This window comes from Plantibacter flavus (genome assembly GCF_002024505.1).
Lineage (GTDB): Bacteria > Actinomycetota > Actinomycetes > Actinomycetales > Microbacteriaceae > Plantibacter > Plantibacter flavus_A.
The window spans coordinates 1,926,712-1,942,913 of record NZ_CP019402.1 but is presented as its reverse complement, the minus strand read 5'-3'; the positions used below and the strand labels follow the sequence as shown (position 1 = coordinate 1,942,913).

The following is a 16,202-nucleotide window of genomic DNA, read 5'->3' as shown; positions in this document are numbered from 1 at the left end:
GTTCAAGGGAGGGCGCTGTAAGAGAACCGGGTGACGGTCGCGTCGCCGCCGAGCGCCTCGATCCCGATCACGCGACCCGTGAACCCGCCCGCGACCTCGGTAGAGCAGTACCGACCATCGATGTCGGCGAGTGCTTCCGGTTCAGCACCGAGACCGAGGATGATGCGGTCGGGGCCGGTGCGCGCGCCTGGCCGCTGCTGCGCGTTAGCGAGGGCACGGACGGTCAGCGACTCACGCCGGTCGACGCCGGTCCGTTCGGCGACAATCTGGTCGAGCGGGCCGATGACGACCCGGACCGTCACGCGGTCGCCGACCCGCTGCACCACGGCCTGGTGCGCGTCGTCGATGCGGACGCCGAGCGCGATGTCGCCCTCGGGCGCGGCCACCTCCACAGCCCACTGTTCATCGCGTGCGCGGACCGCCAGCAGGTGCTCGGCGTCACGGCTCGCCGCGGGTCGCCCCGCCGTCAGGTTCAGCGCTCCGTCCCGGACACTCGCGAAGGACGCCGGGGCCACGCCCGGGGCGATCCACCGCGGGTGCAGGGTCGGTGCGTCAAAGGTGTCCACGAACGAGGTCTTCGGGGTCGACTCCGGGAAGCGGTCCTCCACGACGACGGGCCAGTCGTCTACCCAATCGATGCCGACGAGGAAGGTCTCGCGGCCGTTCGTGTGCCACCGCGGGAACGATCCACGCAGCCGGACCCCGAGGTGGACCATCGCCCAGCTGCCGTCCTCGGCCTCCACCAGGTCGGCATGACCGGTGGACTGGACCGCATGGGTCGTGCTGCGGTGCGACAGGATCGGGTTCGCCGGGTTCCCCACGAATGGTCCGTCGATGGCCGCTGATCGCGCGACGGTCACCATGTGGCCAGGACCGGTGCCGCCTTCGGCGACCAGCAGGTACCACCAGTCTCCGCGCTTGAACACATGCGGACCTTCCGGATGCGTGTCGCCGGTTCCGATACCGCGCCAGAGCACCACGGGTTCGGACAGGACCCGACCGGTCGACGGATCGACCTCGACCTGGGAGATGCACCCGCGCATCACGTCGCCCCACGTGAGCCTGCAGACCCCGTCGTCACCCCAGGCGAGGTCGGGGTCGATGCCGATCAAGCCTTCCGTGTAGACCGGCTCGCTCCATGGCCCCTCGGCACGTTCGGCGTGCACGATGAGGTGCCCCTTGGTGATCTCGTCGACATTGGTGGTTGTGAGCCAGAACCGGCCGTCATGGTGTCGCAGGGTGGGAGCGTAGATACCGCCGCTGGCGCCTTCGACGCCGGTCCGCACCGTCAGCTGACCCTCTCGAGTGAGAACGTTGCCGAGCTGGTCCCACGAGCGGAGATCGGTGCTCGTGAATATGGGGACGCCGGGCGAATACTCGAAGCTCGAGGTGGCGAGGAAGAAGGCCGCGCCGACCCGGCAGACGGACGGATCGGGGTGATAGCCGGGGATGACCGGGGTGTTCGTCATGCGAGTGGATTCCTTCCTCCTCCGCGACGGTGCGAGGGGCTCGTGGTGCTATTTTGACTGAGCAAGACAAAATCTGTCAACCGATTGCCAGAACTTGCCATTGCGGGCGCAGCACCGGCAATCCGACGCAGGACGGACAGAGGACGACATGGATGATCCACAGGGCAAGCTCGCCGAGGAGACACCGGCCCGGGCGGGCGGGCGACGCCTCGCTCCGACGATCTACGACGTGGCGCGCGCGGTCGGCGTCAACGCGTCCACGGTCTCCAGAGCGCTCAACAAGCCCGGGCGGGTCAATCGCGCGACGGAGCAGCGCGTCCGCGCGGTCGCCCTGGAGTTGGGCTACCGCATCAACCCGATGGCGCGTGCACTCCCGACCGGCCGCACCGACACCTTGGCGATCCTCATCTCCGACATCACCAACCCTGTCTACTTCGACCTCGTGCGCGGAGCAGAACGCGCGATCGCCGCCACTGGACAGACACTCGTGTACGCGGAGTCGCAGGAGTCCGGGGAGGTCGAGCTCGCCACCGCCGGTCGCCTGCAGTCGGCGGTCGACGGCCTACTCCTCGTCGCCTCTCGCCTGCGCGACGACGAGATCAGCCGGTTGGCCGCGACGAAGCCGGTCGTCCTGGCAAACCGCGCGGTTCCGGACCTCCCCTCCATCACCCCCGACGTGACCATGGGTGTTGCGCAGGCGATGGGACACCTCGCCGACCTCGGGCACCGCTCGATCGGCTATCTGGCGGGACCGGCCGTGTCCTGGATGAACCGCACCCGGTGGAGCAGCATCTTCGGTTCGGCACGTGCGCGCGGCCTGTCGATCGCGATGTTCACCGCCGGCCGACCGACTATCGAGGGCGGTGAGCATGCCCTGCCGAAGATCATCGCATCCGGCGTGACCGCGGTCATCACCTACAACGACCTCATGGCACTCGGACTGCTGCGGGCGTGCAGGACGGCAGGCGTCACAGTGCCCGGACGACTCAGCGTCGTCGGCTTCGACGACATCTTCGGTGCCGATCTGACCACTCCCTCGCTGACAACCGTGCGCAGCCCCCTCGCCGCCATCGGCGAGGCCGCCGTCCACCGGCTCGTCGCCGAGGTACGGGGAGAGCACAGGGTGGACGACAGGCCCGGCCTCACGACCACGCTGATCGTGCGCGAGTCAACCGGTCCGGTCGAGCGGATCTGACGCGGGGACGACGATGCGGGGCCTGCGCGGACAAGCCCCGCATCGAGTTGTCAGGCTTCGGTGACGCCGACGGTGTCGAGCGCGTTCAACCGGGCGACACCACCGAGCCACGCGAGGCTCGGCTTCGGCGTGCGGACGAAGGTCTCCCGGTCGATGGCGATGAGCCCGAACGTCGGCTCCCAGTGACCCCACTCGAAGTTGTCGAGCAGTGACCAATGAAGGTACCCACGCACGTCGACGCCATCATCCATTGTGCCGCTGAGCCCCTCGAGCGCCTCCCGGGTGTACCGGATGCGCTGCTCGTCGTCGGCGGTGGCGATACCGTTCTCGGTGATCAGCACCGGCACACCACCGGTGACCTCCCAGGCGTGACGGACGGCCATCGCCAGCGAATCTGGGCGATATGCGGTGCCGACGAGGGTGTTATTCGGGTGCGGCGGGTGCGGCACGAGTCCGCGGGCATCGACCTGCTGACTCGAGTAAGCCTGCACGCCGACGAAGTCGTCGCCGCGGCTGCCCTCCCAGTAGACGTCCTCTTTGCCGTACCGGATCTCGAGCAACTTCTCCTCACCGCCCGGGGCCGCGGTGAGCGCGCCGGCGGCGATGGTCCAGCCGACCTTCGCGCCAGTGCGCTCGCGCACGATCGCCCGCGCCGCATGATGAATGGCCGTGAACGTCCGTCCGATCTCCGGATCGGCGTACGTCAGGAAGTCGCTGTGCGACTGCTGCTCCGACTCCCCCTCGGCTTCGACGGTCGGGCTCTGCCACTGCCCGCCGGCCTGTTGCATGCGGCGCATGGCGGTCATGATCGCGGCCTGCATGTTCGGTTCGTTCATCGTGACGACCCACTCGACACCATCGAGGATCGTGGTCGCCTCTGCAACGTAGGCCTGGAACCGCTCCGAGGCGTCGGGCGCCAACCAGCCGCCTCGCTCGGCGAACCATTGGGGTGTCGTGAAGTGCTGCAGGGTGACCACCGGGGTGACGCCGTGCTCGAAGCAACACTCGATCATGCGCCGGTAGTGGGCGAGCTCCGCCCGCGAGGTGTGCCCCTGCACCGGCTCGATCCGTGACCACTCGAGGCTGAAGCGGTAGGAGGTGAGCCCGGCCTCGGCGAGGAGGGCGATGTCCTCGCGGTAGCGGTGATAGCTGTCACAGGCGTCGCCGGACAGTTCCATGCCCGGCATGGACTGCTCGCGCGCCCACCAGTCGCTGTTCACGTTGTTGCCCTCGATCTGGTGGCCGGCGGTCGCCGCGCCCCAGAGGAATCCGTCGGGGAAGGTCGTCGTCATGGTCGTCGATGCTCTCTCGTTCGTGGTGCGATGGTCAGATGGAGGCGACCGAAGCTTCGGCCACCGGAGTGCGGAACGGGCGGCGGGCGCTGAAGCGGCCGGGGCCGGCGTGGAACTCGGTACCGTCGGGGAAGCTGATCCGGGCTGTGGTCGCAGCCGGGATCACCGCGTCGATGAGCAGTTCACCGCCCTCCTGCCGCCAGTGGAGGGTGATCGTCCCGTTCGGCGACTCGTGGGAGCCCTTGGCCCAGGACAGTCCGGCGCCGGGGACGGGTGCGATGATGATGGAATCCCAGGCGATCGAATCCTCGGCCTGCCGGAGTCCGAGCGTGTACTCGTGGAGGAAGCGCGCGAACGTCCCCTTGCTGTAGTGGTTGAGGGACTCGTGGGCGACACCGTCCGCGTCGATGCCCTCCCAGGCCTCCCAGATGGTGGTCGCACCACGGTCGACCATGGTGAGCCAGGAGGGCTCCGTGCGCTGCATGAGCAGCTCGTAGGCCACGTCCGCACGGCCACCCTCGACGAGCACGGGGAGCAGGTCCCCCGTCGAGAGGAACCCGGTGCCGAGGTGGGTGTCGGCTCGCCGGATGAGCTCCACCAGGCGATCCAGCGCGGCGGCTCGACGAGCCTCCGGGAGCAGCCCGAATGACAGCGCCCGGACGTAGGCAGCCTGCGTGTCGGTCTCGGTCGTGCCGTCTGGCCGAAGGTAAGCGGCCTGCCAGGCCGAGCGGACCTCCTCGGCGACCAGCGCGTAGCGGTCCGCCGCATCGTCCTGGCCGAGGATCGCCGCGATCTGCGCGAGCGTGGACGTGGAACGGAAGAGGTAGGCCGTTCCGACCTCGCCCTTGTCAGCCATGAACCAGGCCATCGGATCGTCGACGATCGGGTCAATCACCTTGCCGTCGGCGTCGAGCTCCCGCGGCTCCGTCCACTCACCCCAGTGGAACGTGCCGTCCCAGAGGAACTCCTCGAATGCCTCGGGCTCCGACGAGCGCTGCTGCCGCGCGTGGTGGCGGGTCTCCCGGGCGCGGTCGATCGCCCACTCGACCCATCGGACCATCGCGTCCCAGTTCTCCGCGAGCACCTCGGTGTCGCCGTAGCTGCGGTACAGCTCCCAGGGCACCGCGACGATCGCGTCGCCCCAGCCCGCGGAACCGGTCATCATCGCGAACTGGTCGTCGAGTCGCTGCTTGATGCGTCGACCGTCCGGCGAGAAGTTCGTGATGCGACCGTCGTCGAGCTGGTCGTCACGGACGGAACGCAGCCACTTCCGACTGAACCCGCTCACGTCGCGGAGCCGTGTGGCCGTGGAGACGAACACCTGGTAGTCGCCGCTCCAGGCGAGCCGTTCCCGCGTCGGACAGTCCGTCGGGACGTCGACGGCGTTGCCGAGGAAGCTCCACTCGGCGAGTCGATGGAGCGATTCCAGGTCGGGGTCGCTGCACGCGAACGTGCCGGCCTGCGCGAGGTCGGTGTGGACGATCTGCATCGAGAGCGTCGCCGGGTCGAGCGGCGCACCGTGTCGCACGATCCGTGCGTACTGGAAGCCGTGGACGGTGTGCCGCGGTTCGAAGACGGCCGGCGTCTCCCCCGCGACCACCTCGTCGTGCTGCCGGAAGACCCGTGCCGGTTCGCCCGGACGGTGGGAGTCGAGGTGGGTCGTCGAGAGGTCGCCGTCCGCTCCGACATACTCGCCGTAGTCGATCTCGGTCCGGGTGCCCGCGGGTCCGAGATCTCCGAGCCGGAGCCATCCGGAGGAGTTCTGGCCGAAGTCGACGACCCACACGCCCTCGCGCAGCTCGCGGACGCTGCTCGGGGCGCGCGAGGCGACCACCTTCACGGCGGGCGCCGGCGACCAGTCGATCGCCGGCGGGTCCACCACCGCGTCGACGACGACACCGGTGCCCGTCGCCGCCACGCGCGTCAGGTCGACCGTCTGGCCGTCCATGAGGTCGGCTCTGGTGATCGTGGACGGCCTGCTGGTCCAGCGCTCGTCGGAGCGGACCACCAGCGTGGTGCCGTCCGCGAGATCGACGTGGACCTCGGCCCGGAGACCGAGGACGGTCCCCCAGCCGGACGGGATGCGGAATGCACCGACCTGTCCGCGATACCAACCGTCGGACAGCTCGATGTCGAGCAGGTTCGTGCCGTGGGCCAGCGCACCGGCGATGTCGGACGCCTGGGCGTAGAGGGTCCGGTCGTACGAGGTCGAGCCCGGGGAGAGCTCCGCGCTGCCGACACGCTCGCCGTTGACCGTCGCGGTGTAGACCCCGAGGGCGGTCGCGTAGAGCCGGGCGGACCGGATCTCCCGATCCACCGGGAACGCGACGGACAGGAGGTGGGCGGGACGGTTCCCGTAGCCGGGATCCTCTGCTTCGACCGGGGAGATCCAGGACGCCTCCCAGTCCTCGTTCAGCAGGCCGACCTCGAACGAGGCCGGCTCCGACCACTCGGCGGCCTCCTCGGTGGAGCGCACGCGCCACTCGACGCGCTGACGACTGGACAGCGGCGACCAGGGCCAGTCGAGGTAGCGGTGCCAGTCCGCGAGCACGACCGGTTGCCGAACCCCGCCGATCACCGCCTCGAGCTCGAAGGCACCGATCGCACCCGCTCCTGGCTTCCAAGAGAGCCGCGGCGTCGCCCCGGTGACGACGAACTGGTCGCCGCCGCTGTCGACGGTGAGATCGTGGGGTGTCGTGTGCATGCGGTGGCTCTCTGCTCAGTGGTGCTGGACGGGGTGTCGACGGCGCGGCCGCGCCGGGTCAGCGGACGGCTTTGACCTTGGTGGAGACGATGATCCCGCCGAGGAGCGCGAGGACCGCACCCGTGAGGTAGAGGATCGTGTAGTTCTTCTCCGCGCCGGTCGCACCGAGGGTGATCACGACCGAGGCGAGCAGCGGCGCGACGGCACTCGGGATCTTCTGGGCGAAGGCGACGACCGCCATGTACCGGCCGGCCTCCTCGCGGTTCGGCAGGATGGCGAAGATGATCGCCTGGTCCACCGTCGCGAACACCGCGATCGCGGTCTGCATGAGCACCGCACCGATGATCAGCTGCGGCAGCGACCACGCGAACGCCTCGGCCAGGGCACCGGCGACGAAGAGGAGCGAGGCGATGAGCACGAACAGCCGCCGACGCTTGAGCTTGTCGGAGAGGAAGCCGCCGAGCAGCGCCCCACCGGCCGCGGCGACCACACCGAGCATCCCGATCGTAGCGACGACCCCGGCGACCTCGCGGACCGGGAGGTCGAGCCGCTGCGCGTAGAAGAAGGTGCCGAACGTGGTGTTGAAGTAGAGGCCGATGAAGAAGACGAAGCGACCGAGCCAGTTCCAGGCGAAGTCCGGGTACTTGCGCACGTTGAAGCCGTAGCTGCGGACGACGGAGCCGACGGTGACGGTATCCGTCTTCGCGAGGTGCTTGGAGCTCCCCTCCGGCTTGATGAGCGGGAAGATCGCGAGGAGGACGGCGCCGATGACGCCGGGGACGAGGAACACGAGGAAGGTGCTGGACGACACCGCGTAGGCGACGCCGATGCCGAGGACCGGCGCGATCTGCGTCATGAGCCCGGTCAGTGCCGACACCTTGCCGCGCTGCGACTCCGGGAGCTTGTCCGCCTGCAGCGTCTGGATCGCTGCGCCACAGATGGACCAGCCGGACATGCCGAGCACCCAGCCGGCACCGACGATGAGGAGGTCGGGCGCGAGTCCCATGACGATGAGGCCGATGAGGCCGATCCCGACGCCGAGGAAGATGAACGGTGTGCGGCGGCCGAGGCGTGAGCGGACGCGGTCGCTCCAGATGCCGACCATGGGGCTGATGACGAGGTAGACGAGCTGGGCCGTCCCGGTGATGTAGCCGAGCACCTCCTCGTGACCCGGCGCGAGCTCGGAGATGCGGACGGCGATACCGTACGACAGCGGCACCATCATGGCCATGGACGCGCCGAAGCTGGCGAGCATGAGCCAGAAGATGTAGGAGCGGCTGACCGGGGTCTGCGGTTCCTGCACGGTGGCCGGGGCGGCGTCGAGTCCGTCGGGTTCGGGCTGCGCGCCCGGGGTGGGCTGGGCCGCGGCGAGACCGGCTGCGGCGCGGGCGGTGGGATCGGGTTCGTTCGGGGACACCATGACTCCTTCATCGGGTGTGTCGACCGGCTACGGTGCTGGTCTGCGTCCGGGCGACAGCGGTGTGCGACTCCGGCAAACTGTAACCAACATGGTTACTGTTTGGAAACAGTAACCATCGCGGATACAATTGGCAAGTCCCGGGCAACACCTGTCCGATCGACGCGAGGAAGGCCGAGCATGACGACGAGCACGGCGACGAACATCGCACCGGAGGGGAACCCGACCCGCGGTCGACGTGGCCCCCGCGGCCCCTACGCGACGACACCGGCCCGCCGCGCCGAGATGATCCGGGCGGCGTCGGCGAGCTTCGCCGAGCACGGCTACGAGCGGGCCTCACTGCGGGACATCGCCTCCCGCGCGAGCGTCACGCACGCCGCGCTCCTCCGCCACTTCGCGACGAAGGACGACCTCCTCCTGGCCGCCCTCGCGCAGCGGGACGCCGACGACCTCGAGCTCGCCCAGCGCATCATGCAGTCCAGACTGCCGGCGGACCGCGTCCTGAGCGCGGTGCTCGAGGAGGACTTCGCCCACCCCGAGCAGCAACGCAACTGGCTCGCGATCACCATCGCGGCCACGAACCCCCACCACCCCGCGCACGACTTCTTCATGGCCCGCCGAGCCCGCATGCGCGAGCACTTCACCGACAAGCGGCTCTCGACGGCCGCCGACGGGGAGCAGCTCACCGCCGATGACAAGGTGACGATGACGCTGGCGATGATCGACGGTCTGCGCATCCAGGCGCTCTTGGACCCGGAGCGCGAGACCCTGCCGCTGCTCGAGGCCTTCATGCGCCTGATCGCGTCCCCGGAGGACGGCGCCACCACGACGGCGTGAGGTCAGCGGGCCGGCGAGTCCACACCGCTCGTGCGGATGACGTCGAAGCCGTGAAGCGCCTCCGCGACCGCCTGCGCGGGAGAGGTATCACGATTACCGGCTGCCCACCAGGCCAGCGCCTCGTCGATCGCCGCCTGAACAGCGGCCCCGACGGCTCGCGGGACGATGTCGGACGGCGAGGCCTCGAGGCGCCGCGCGACGAACTCGATGGTCTGCTCGCGCCACCGCCGGTAGGTCTCCGGCCTCGTCTCACGTAGTTCGCGGGTCGTCGCGATCAGGCGCATCCGAGCGCGGCCGACGGCGAGCGCGTCGGCGTCCTGGTCGAACACGTCGAGCACGACCGCGGCAATGGCGTCGGCGATGGGCAGTGAATCGTCGGCCGTCGCGAAGCCGTGAGCCAGCGCATCGATCGCCCCCTCGATGCCACCCCACACGATGTCAGCTTTCGTCGGGAAGTACCGATGCAGGGTGCGGACACTCACCCCGACCTCTTCCGCCAGCACGCCCATCGTCGTGCCCTCGTACCCGCGGCGGTAGAGCACGTCGAGCGCTCGGGACCGGAGTTCGTCAGGTTCGGAGACGGGCGGGCGGCCGGGGCCCCGTTTGGCGGTCATGCACCCACGCTAGCGCCCGCGCGCAGGTCGTTTTATGACATACTCTGCCAATACCGTTGCCACGACATGGAGGTCGTCATGCCCTACCCCTTCCCCGATGTCTCCGAGACCCCGCTCGCAGACCTCCTCTCCCTCGCCGGGCGACGCGCCGTCGTCACCGGAGGCGCGCAAGGACTGGGCAAGGCCATCGCCGTCCGACTCGCGGAGGCCGGCGCCGACCTCCTCATCGTCGACCTGCATGAGGACGCCGCGCGCACCGCGGCCGACGAGCTCCACGCGCGGTTCGGTGTCACGGCCCTCGGAACCCGCGCCGACGTAAGCGACGCCGCAACCGTCGCGGCCGCCGCAGACCTCGCCGTCACCGAGCTCGGAGGGATCGACGTCTGGGTGAACAACGCCGGCGTCTTCCCCAACGCCCCGGTGCTCGAGATGGACGACGAGACCTGGGACCGGGTCTTCGCCGTCAACGCCCGCGGCGTCTTCCTCGGGGCGCGCGAAGCGGCACGACGCATGACGGCGGACGGGTCCGGCGGCGTCATCGTGAACATCGTCTCGACCGCCGGGGTCCAGGTCGCCTTCCCGGGCATGTCCGCCTACGTGAGTTCGAAGCACGCGGCGCTCGGACTCACGAAGTCGCTCGCGGTCGACCTCGCTCCGCTCGGCGTCCGGGTCCTCGGTGTCGCGCCGAGCTTCGTGCCCACGGAGGGGAATCTCGCCGTCGCGGCCGCCGCCGCCGAGGCCGCCGCTGCAGCCGGCGTCGAGCTCCCGAAACTCGATGTCATGAACCAGAGCCTCATCGGACGCTTCGGCACCCCAGACGACATCGCCCGCGTCGTCCTCTTCGCCGCGAGCGACCTCTCCATGATCATGACCGGCAGCACCCTCCTGGCTGACGCTGGAGAGACCCTGTAGTTCCTCAGGCTTGGAGCCGACGGGCCCACCCATCTCACCAGATCAGAGCACTCACTAGCGCTTGTTGGCAGAATGTCCTAACATAAGGACACATTCTCACCCGGTTCAGCGTCGACAACCGGCCCATCGGGGCCGGAGGCGGGAACACGCAAAGGAGCGAACAACGTGTCTCATGGTGGAACGATCACCAATGCCGTGAAGGTGGCCCTGCCGCCACTCGGCAACGGCCCCTACAACCGACGCCTCGGCCTCGTCGCCGTCATCGCGACCTTCGGCGGGCTGCTCTTCGGCTACGACACCGGCGTCCTCAACGGCGCTCTGTCGTTCATGATGGAGTACTTCGGCCTCGACTCCTTCCAAGAAGGACTCATCACCTTCACCCTGCTGATCGGTGCCGCCGTCGGCGCCTTCTTCGGTGGGCGTCTGTCGGACCGCCTCGGTCGCAAGCGCAACATCCTCATCATCGCCGTCCTGTTCTTCATCGGCGCCGGCGGCTGCGTCATCGCCCCGACCTACGAGATCCTGCTCGTCTTCCGCTTCATCCTCGGCCTCGCCGTCGGCGGCGCCTCGGTCACGGTGCCGGTCTACCTCGCCGAGGTCGCGCCGTTCGAGAAGCGCGGCAGCCTCGTGTCGCGGAACGAGCTCATGATCGTCGGCGGGCAGTTCCTCGCTTTCGCGATCAACGCGATCATCGGCAACGTCTGGGGCTCCAACGACCACGTCTGGCGCTACATGCTCGCCATCGCCGTGATCCCGGCGTTCGTCCTGTTCTTCGGCATGCTCCGGATGCCCGAGAGTCCGCGCTGGCTCATCGCCCGCGGACGAGACGACGAGGCCCTCGAGGTGCTCCGGCAGGTGCGTTCCGAGGAGCGCGCGGTCGCCGAGATGGAGGAGGTCCGGCAGCTCTCCGAGATCGAGAAGGACGAGCAGTCGGGCACGTTCCGCGACATCGTCCGCACGCCGTGGATTCGTCGCCTTTTGTTCATCGGCATCGGCATCGCCGCCTACCAGCAACTCACCGGCATCAACTCGATGATGTACTACGGCACCCAGGTGCTCGAGGCGGCCGGCTTCACCCGGAACGCGGCGCTCAGCTTCAACGTCCTGAACGGTGTGATGTCCGTCACGGCGATGCTCGTGGCGCTCTCCATCATCAACCGCTTCAACCGTCGCTCGCTGATGCTGTTCGGCTTCATCGGGACCACGACGATGCACCTGCTCGTCGGCGCCATCGGCCTGGGGCTGCCCGAGGACAACCCCGTCCGCCCGTGGCTGCTCCTCATCGCGATCCTGCTCTTCATCGGGATCATGCAGGGCACCATCGGCCCCCTCGCCTGGCTCATGATCGCCGAGATCTTCCCTCTCAAGATGCGCGGCGTCATGATCGGCATCACCGTCCTGGTGCTCTGGTCCACGAACGCCATCATCTCGCTGGCGTTCCCCTCGCTCGTCGAGTCCCTCGGCTTCGGAACGTTCCTGCTCTTCGCAGCGGTCGGTCTCCTCGCCATCCTCTTCGTCGCGACGAGTGTCCCGGAGACGAAGGGCAAGAGCCTGGAGTCCCTCGAGGACCACTTCAAGGAGCAGTACAAGACGTTCTGATCGGCAGCCGCTGTACCGCCGAACGGCCCGCCCTCATCGAGAGGGCGGGCCGTTCGGTCGTGGGGGCTTCATCCCCCGGCTCCGTGTGCCGGAGGCGTCAGACGGATGAGAGGTCGACCCACGCTCCAAGGCGGTCGCTGTGCCGCGCTGCCTCGAGGATCGCGAACGTCGCGAGCGAGCCCTCGACGGCGACAGGGAACCCGCCCGACCGGGAGTCGACGGCGTCGCGGACACCGGTGTAGAAGTCCTGCCACCGGCCGTCGGCCCGCGGGTAGGGCCGACGCTCGCCATCGACCGTCGTCAGCCTGCCCCACCGCTCGTGCGGCTCGACACCCCACCCCCGGTCGCCCGGTCGCAGGCCGGCGAGCACCTGCTCGGTCTGGATGTCGAGTCCGTCCAGGGTGATGGTCCCGGAGCTTCCGGTGACCCGGAGACGCGGCCGGCCGTCCGGCTGGAGGACGTCGGATGCGACGATCGACCGGACACCGTTCCGGTGCTCTATCACCAGATCGAAGGCGTACTCGTAGGCGTCAGCGGGTCGGCGGTCGATCGTCGCGAACACCCGGTCCGCCGGCCCGAGGGCTTCGCGCACCTGGTCCACGAGATGACTCCCGAGGTCGAGGAGCTGGCCGCCCCCTGACCCGTCAGCAGTCGCCTCGGGCTCCCAGCGGTCGAGCACGTTCTCGACCGTCCGGAGGTCACCGACCGCTCCAGAACGGACGATCGCCCGCAGCGTCCTGGACTCCGAGTCCCACCGCCGGTTCTGGAACACGCTGAGCGGCACCCCCCCCCCCCCCCGCTCGGCGGCGTAGGAGACGAGCTCGCGGGCCTCGGCGAGGCTGACGGCCATCGGTTTGTCGACGATCACCGGTACGGCCGCGTCGATCACCTGTTTCGCGAGATCGATGCGTCCCGACGGCGGCGTTGAAATCGTGACGACGTCGACGCCGGATGCCAGCAACTCGGCCAGGGTGTCGAAGGCAGGGACACCAGGATGATCCGATGCCAACTCCGTGCGCCTCGCCGGCGAACGGGTCACCACACCGGCGAGGACACCCTCGCCGAGAGCGGCGACGAACGGGGCGTGGAACGTGCGCCCGCCGAAGCCGTATCCGACGAGGCCGAGTCTCACGCGCCGGCTCCCGCTCCCTCACCCGAAGCGGCCGCACGGCCGGCGTCGACGAGCTCACGCAGGCGGTCGAGCTGGAACCGCGAGACCTCGTCGGCGCGCTCGTCCTCTGCGAAGACATTGGAGACGACGATCGCGTCCTCGCGATCGAGGAAGCCGGTGCGTCCGAGCGTCGCGAAGAGTCCCGACCAGTCGACGTCGCCGTCGCCGATCGCGAGGTGCTGGTGCACCCGTGCCGCGTTGCCCGGCGGGTTGCTGATGTACCGGAGGCCGTGCGACCGGTGGTGGTCGAACGTGTCGGCCGCGTAGACCGCGCCGAGACGCGCGCCGATCTCGGGCAGCAGGGTGGCTGCGCGGTCGCCGTAGTGGAAGGTGTGCGAGGCGACGTAGACGAAGCCGACGGATGACGAGTTCAAGCCCCGGATGATCCGCCAGGCCTCGAGCCCGTCCTCGACGAAGTCGTCGGGGTGCGGATCGAAGTTGATGCGGACACCCTCGCGCTCGGCGAGCGGCAACAGGGTCTCCATCGAGCGGTAGAAGGCGGCCTCCGAGTCCTCGCTGCGCTCAGGGCGTCCGCTGAACTCGGTGTTGAGGGTGTCGACGCCGAGTTCCACGGCGAGGTGGATGATGCGCGAAAAGTTGCGGACGGCAGCCTCCCGCTGCGGCTCCTCGGGCGAGGAGACACGTTGCACCGGCAGGAGCGCGGGGATGGTGATCCCGGCGTCCGCGACGCGCTTGCGCAGGGCGGCGACGAGGGCGTCGTCGGCCTTGGGGTAGCGGAAGAACGGCCCGAAGTCGGCGTGCGGCGTCAGCTGCAGGTGGTCGTACCCGAGCCGTGCGGCGATGTCGGGGAAGTCGAGCAGCCCGTGGTCGTGGTGGTACGGGGTCGGGTCGAGAGCGATGCGGACCATCGGGGAACTCCTTCGTCAGTGCGGCCGGCCGGTGCCGCGTGAGACCCCGGCCGGACGCGGATCAAGCGTAGAACGCGGGGCGCTCGGGAACGACGACCGGCACCGGGCCGTCGGTGGTGAGGGCCGCGACTCCCGCCTCACACGCGAGTGCCACCTTGTAGCCGTCCCAGGCGTTCGGCCCGTCGACGAGGATGCCCGCGCGGACCGCGTTCACCCAGCGCTGGACCTGCTCGTCGTAGGCCGCGGCGAACCGCGTCACGAAGCTCGTGTGGTCGGCGACGCTGTAGCGGCCGTCCTTCCACTGCTGGAGACCAGAGGGCTGACCGATCCTCGCGATGCTCTCGGCGAAGACCGCCTCGGTCGCGACCTGATAGCCGAACTGGACGCTCACGTTCATCTCGACGTCGACGAGGACTCCGTTCGCGAGCTCGATGATAACGAGGATCGGCTCGCGCAGGTGGTCAGGGCTCAGCCGGTTGCGACGCGGGTACTTCACCTCGACGCTCGCGACGGTCGAGTCGGCCACCCACGGCAGCACGTCGAACTCGTGCACGACCGAGTCGGTGATGAGCATCGTCTGCGTGTAGGTGTCGGGGACGACCGCGTTGCGGTGGACGCCGCGGAGCATGAGGAGCTCGCCGGCGTCGCCCGACTCGACGAGGGCGCGCAGCTGCTGGTACTCGGCGTCGAAGCGACGCATGAACCCGACCTGGATGTGCGGACGGTCGAGCTGCTGTTCTGCCTCGAGCACCCGCCACGACGACGTGGAGTCGGGCGTCAGCGGCTTCTCGCAGAGGATCGGGAGTCCGGCGGCGAGTGCCGGCAGGAGTACCGGCTCGTGGAACTGGCCGGGGGTCGCGATGAGGACCGCGTCCACGGCCCCGGCCGCGATCGCGTCCTCGATCCGGGTGAACGCCTGGGCACCGGGCGCATTGGCGGCCGCGGCTGCGGCACGTCCGGCGTCGGGTTCGATGATCGCCGCGACGACCGCACCGCTCACCCGCTCGGTGATCCGCTTGACGTGGTCGGCTCCCATCAGGCCGGCTCCGACGATGCCGACCCGGAGGTCGCCGGTCCGGGCGTCGGTCCCGGTGGGACGGTCGGTGGTCTGGATGGTGGTGCTCATGGCGTCGGTGCCTTCCGTGAAGTCTGACTGGTCGAAGTGGGTTCAGCTGACGCGTGCAGCGGCGGTCTCGCCGAAGATGTGCTCGCGTGTGCGCTTGGCGATGGGGAACGGGCGATCGATCGAGCAGCCGTACATGTCCTGCTCGACGATGCCGAAGATCTGCGGGTCGAGTGCCGCGACGCGCTCGATGATGGGGCCGAGCTCCGGGACGCCGAACGGCGGCTCGACCATGATGTCCTGGGTGACGGCCTCGGCGAACGGCACGTCGTTCTTCAGGACGTCGAACAGCAGGCTCGTGTCGACCTGCTTCAGGTGCAGGTAGCCGATCCGCGACGGGTGGTCGTCGATGAGCTTGAGGTTGTCGCCGCCGTAGTAGGAGAAGTGGCCCGTGTCGAGGCAGAGGTTCGTGTACCGCTCGTCGGTCTCCGCGAGGAAGCGCTCGACCTCTCTGGTCGTCCCGACGTGGCTGTCGGCGTGGGAGTGGAACTGCTGCTTGATCCCGAACTCCTCGAGGAGGGCCTTGCCGAGGCGATCGTGCCCGGCGGCGAGCTTCGCCCACTGCCCGTCGTCGAGGGTGCGAGCCTCAAGGACCTCACTCGTCGCGTCACTGCGCCACAGGTCCGGGATCACGACGAGGTGCTCGGCCCCGAGCTTCGAGACGAGCCCGGCGATGTCGAGCGCCTGGTCCCAGGCGCGCTTCCACTGGTCGTCGCCCTTGTGGAAGCCGGTGAAGACGGTTCCCGCCGAGAGCTTGAGCCCACGGGCGCCGAGTTCGTCGGCGAGCTGGTTCGGATCGGTGGGGAGGTACCCGTACGGGCCGAGCTCGATCCACTCGTAGCCGGAAGCGACGACCTCGTCGAGGAAGCGCTCCCACGGGACCTGCTTCGGGTCGTCGGGGAACCAGACACCCCAGGAGTCGGGAGCGGTGCCGATACGGATCGACGGGGTGGTGGTGGATGCTGACATCGGGTTCCTTCGGTACTCGTTCGTGGGATTC

General features: G+C 69.0%; 13 protein-coding genes. 4 read left to right on the top strand and 9 right to left on the bottom strand.

Annotated elements, in window-relative coordinates; translation table 11 throughout:
* Positions 1 to 2: 2 nt before the first annotated feature.
* Positions 3 to 1,469 (bottom strand): glycoside hydrolase family 43 protein, encoded by a 1,467-nt coding sequence (locus BWO91_RS09140; RefSeq protein ID WP_079002374.1) that lies wholly within the window; start codon positions 1,467 to 1,469, stop codon positions 3 to 5.
* A gap of 148 nt (positions 1,470 to 1,617) precedes the next feature.
* On the opposite strand from BWO91_RS09140, the gene BWO91_RS09135 reads away from it, so the two are divergent.
* A complete protein-coding gene (locus BWO91_RS09135; RefSeq protein ID WP_079002373.1) occupies positions 1,618 to 2,664 on the top strand; it encodes a LacI family DNA-binding transcriptional regulator in 1,047 nt (348 codons plus the stop codon).
* 50 nt (positions 2,665 to 2,714) lie between these two features.
* On the opposite strand, the gene BWO91_RS09130 is transcribed toward BWO91_RS09135, so the two are convergent.
* From BWO91_RS09130 to BWO91_RS09120, 3 genes are read right to left on the bottom strand one after another with little or no spacing between them, the layout of a single operon-like run.
* Positions 2,715 to 3,956 carry a glycoside hydrolase family 1 protein gene (locus BWO91_RS09130; protein ID WP_079002372.1) on the bottom strand — a complete coding sequence of 414 codons (1,242 nt, stop codon included), beginning with the start codon at positions 3,954 to 3,956 and terminating at the stop codon, positions 2,715 to 2,717.
* A 34-nt stretch (positions 3,957 to 3,990) separates the two neighbouring features.
* A complete protein-coding gene (locus tag BWO91_RS09125) occupies positions 3,991 to 6,660 on the bottom strand; it encodes a family 78 glycoside hydrolase catalytic domain (RefSeq protein WP_079002371.1) in 2,670 nt (889 codons plus the stop codon).
* Positions 6,661 to 6,718: 58 nt separating this feature from the next.
* Positions 6,719 to 8,080, bottom strand: a complete 1,362-nt coding sequence (locus BWO91_RS09120) for an MFS transporter (protein WP_071259883.1) — start codon at positions 8,078 to 8,080, stop codon at positions 6,719 to 6,721.
* 177 nt (positions 8,081 to 8,257) lie between these two features.
* Between BWO91_RS09120 and BWO91_RS09115 the strand changes: the two genes are divergently transcribed.
* On the top strand, positions 8,258 to 8,914 hold the full coding sequence (locus tag BWO91_RS09115) for a TetR/AcrR family transcriptional regulator (RefSeq protein ID WP_079002370.1): 657 nt from the start codon (positions 8,258 to 8,260) through the stop codon (positions 8,912 to 8,914).
* A 2-nt stretch (positions 8,915 to 8,916) separates the two neighbouring features.
* On the opposite strand, the gene BWO91_RS09110 is transcribed toward BWO91_RS09115, so the two are convergent.
* Positions 8,917 to 9,528 (bottom strand): TetR family transcriptional regulator, encoded by a 612-nt coding sequence (locus BWO91_RS09110; RefSeq protein WP_079002369.1) that lies wholly within the window; start codon positions 9,526 to 9,528, stop codon positions 8,917 to 8,919.
* 78 nt (positions 9,529 to 9,606) lie between these two features.
* Between BWO91_RS09110 and BWO91_RS09105 the strand changes: the two genes are divergently transcribed.
* Positions 9,607 to 10,440, top strand: a complete 834-nt coding sequence (locus BWO91_RS09105; RefSeq protein WP_071260326.1) for an SDR family NAD(P)-dependent oxidoreductase — start codon at positions 9,607 to 9,609, stop codon at positions 10,438 to 10,440.
* Between the two features lie 165 nt (positions 10,441 to 10,605).
* Positions 10,606 to 12,039, top strand: a complete 1,434-nt coding sequence (locus tag BWO91_RS09100; RefSeq protein WP_079002368.1) for a sugar porter family MFS transporter — start codon at positions 10,606 to 10,608, stop codon at positions 12,037 to 12,039.
* A gap of 97 nt (positions 12,040 to 12,136) precedes the next feature.
* On the opposite strand, the gene BWO91_RS09095 is transcribed toward BWO91_RS09100, so the two are convergent.
* From BWO91_RS09095 to BWO91_RS09080, 4 genes are all read right to left on the bottom strand, one after another.
* Positions 12,137 to 13,171 carry a Gfo/Idh/MocA family protein gene (locus tag BWO91_RS09095; RefSeq protein WP_079002367.1) on the bottom strand — a complete coding sequence of 345 codons (1,035 nt, stop codon included), beginning with the start codon at positions 13,169 to 13,171 and terminating at the stop codon, positions 12,137 to 12,139.
* Positions 13,168 to 14,079 (bottom strand): sugar phosphate isomerase/epimerase family protein, encoded by a 912-nt coding sequence (locus BWO91_RS09090; RefSeq protein WP_079002366.1) that lies wholly within the window; start codon positions 14,077 to 14,079, stop codon positions 13,168 to 13,170. Before BWO91_RS09090 ends, BWO91_RS09095 begins: the two co-directional genes overlap by 4 nt.
* A 61-nt stretch (positions 14,080 to 14,140) precedes the next feature.
* The gene (locus BWO91_RS09085; protein ID WP_079002365.1) at positions 14,141 to 15,205 is read right to left on the bottom strand and encodes a Gfo/Idh/MocA family protein; all 1,065 of its coding nucleotides are present in this window, start codon (positions 15,203 to 15,205) and stop codon (positions 14,141 to 14,143) included.
* Positions 15,206 to 15,247: 42 nt separating this feature from the next.
* A complete protein-coding gene (locus BWO91_RS09080; protein ID WP_079003906.1) occupies positions 15,248 to 16,171 on the bottom strand; it encodes a sugar phosphate isomerase/epimerase family protein in 924 nt (307 codons plus the stop codon).
* Between the last annotated feature and the right edge of the window lie 31 nt (positions 16,172 to 16,202).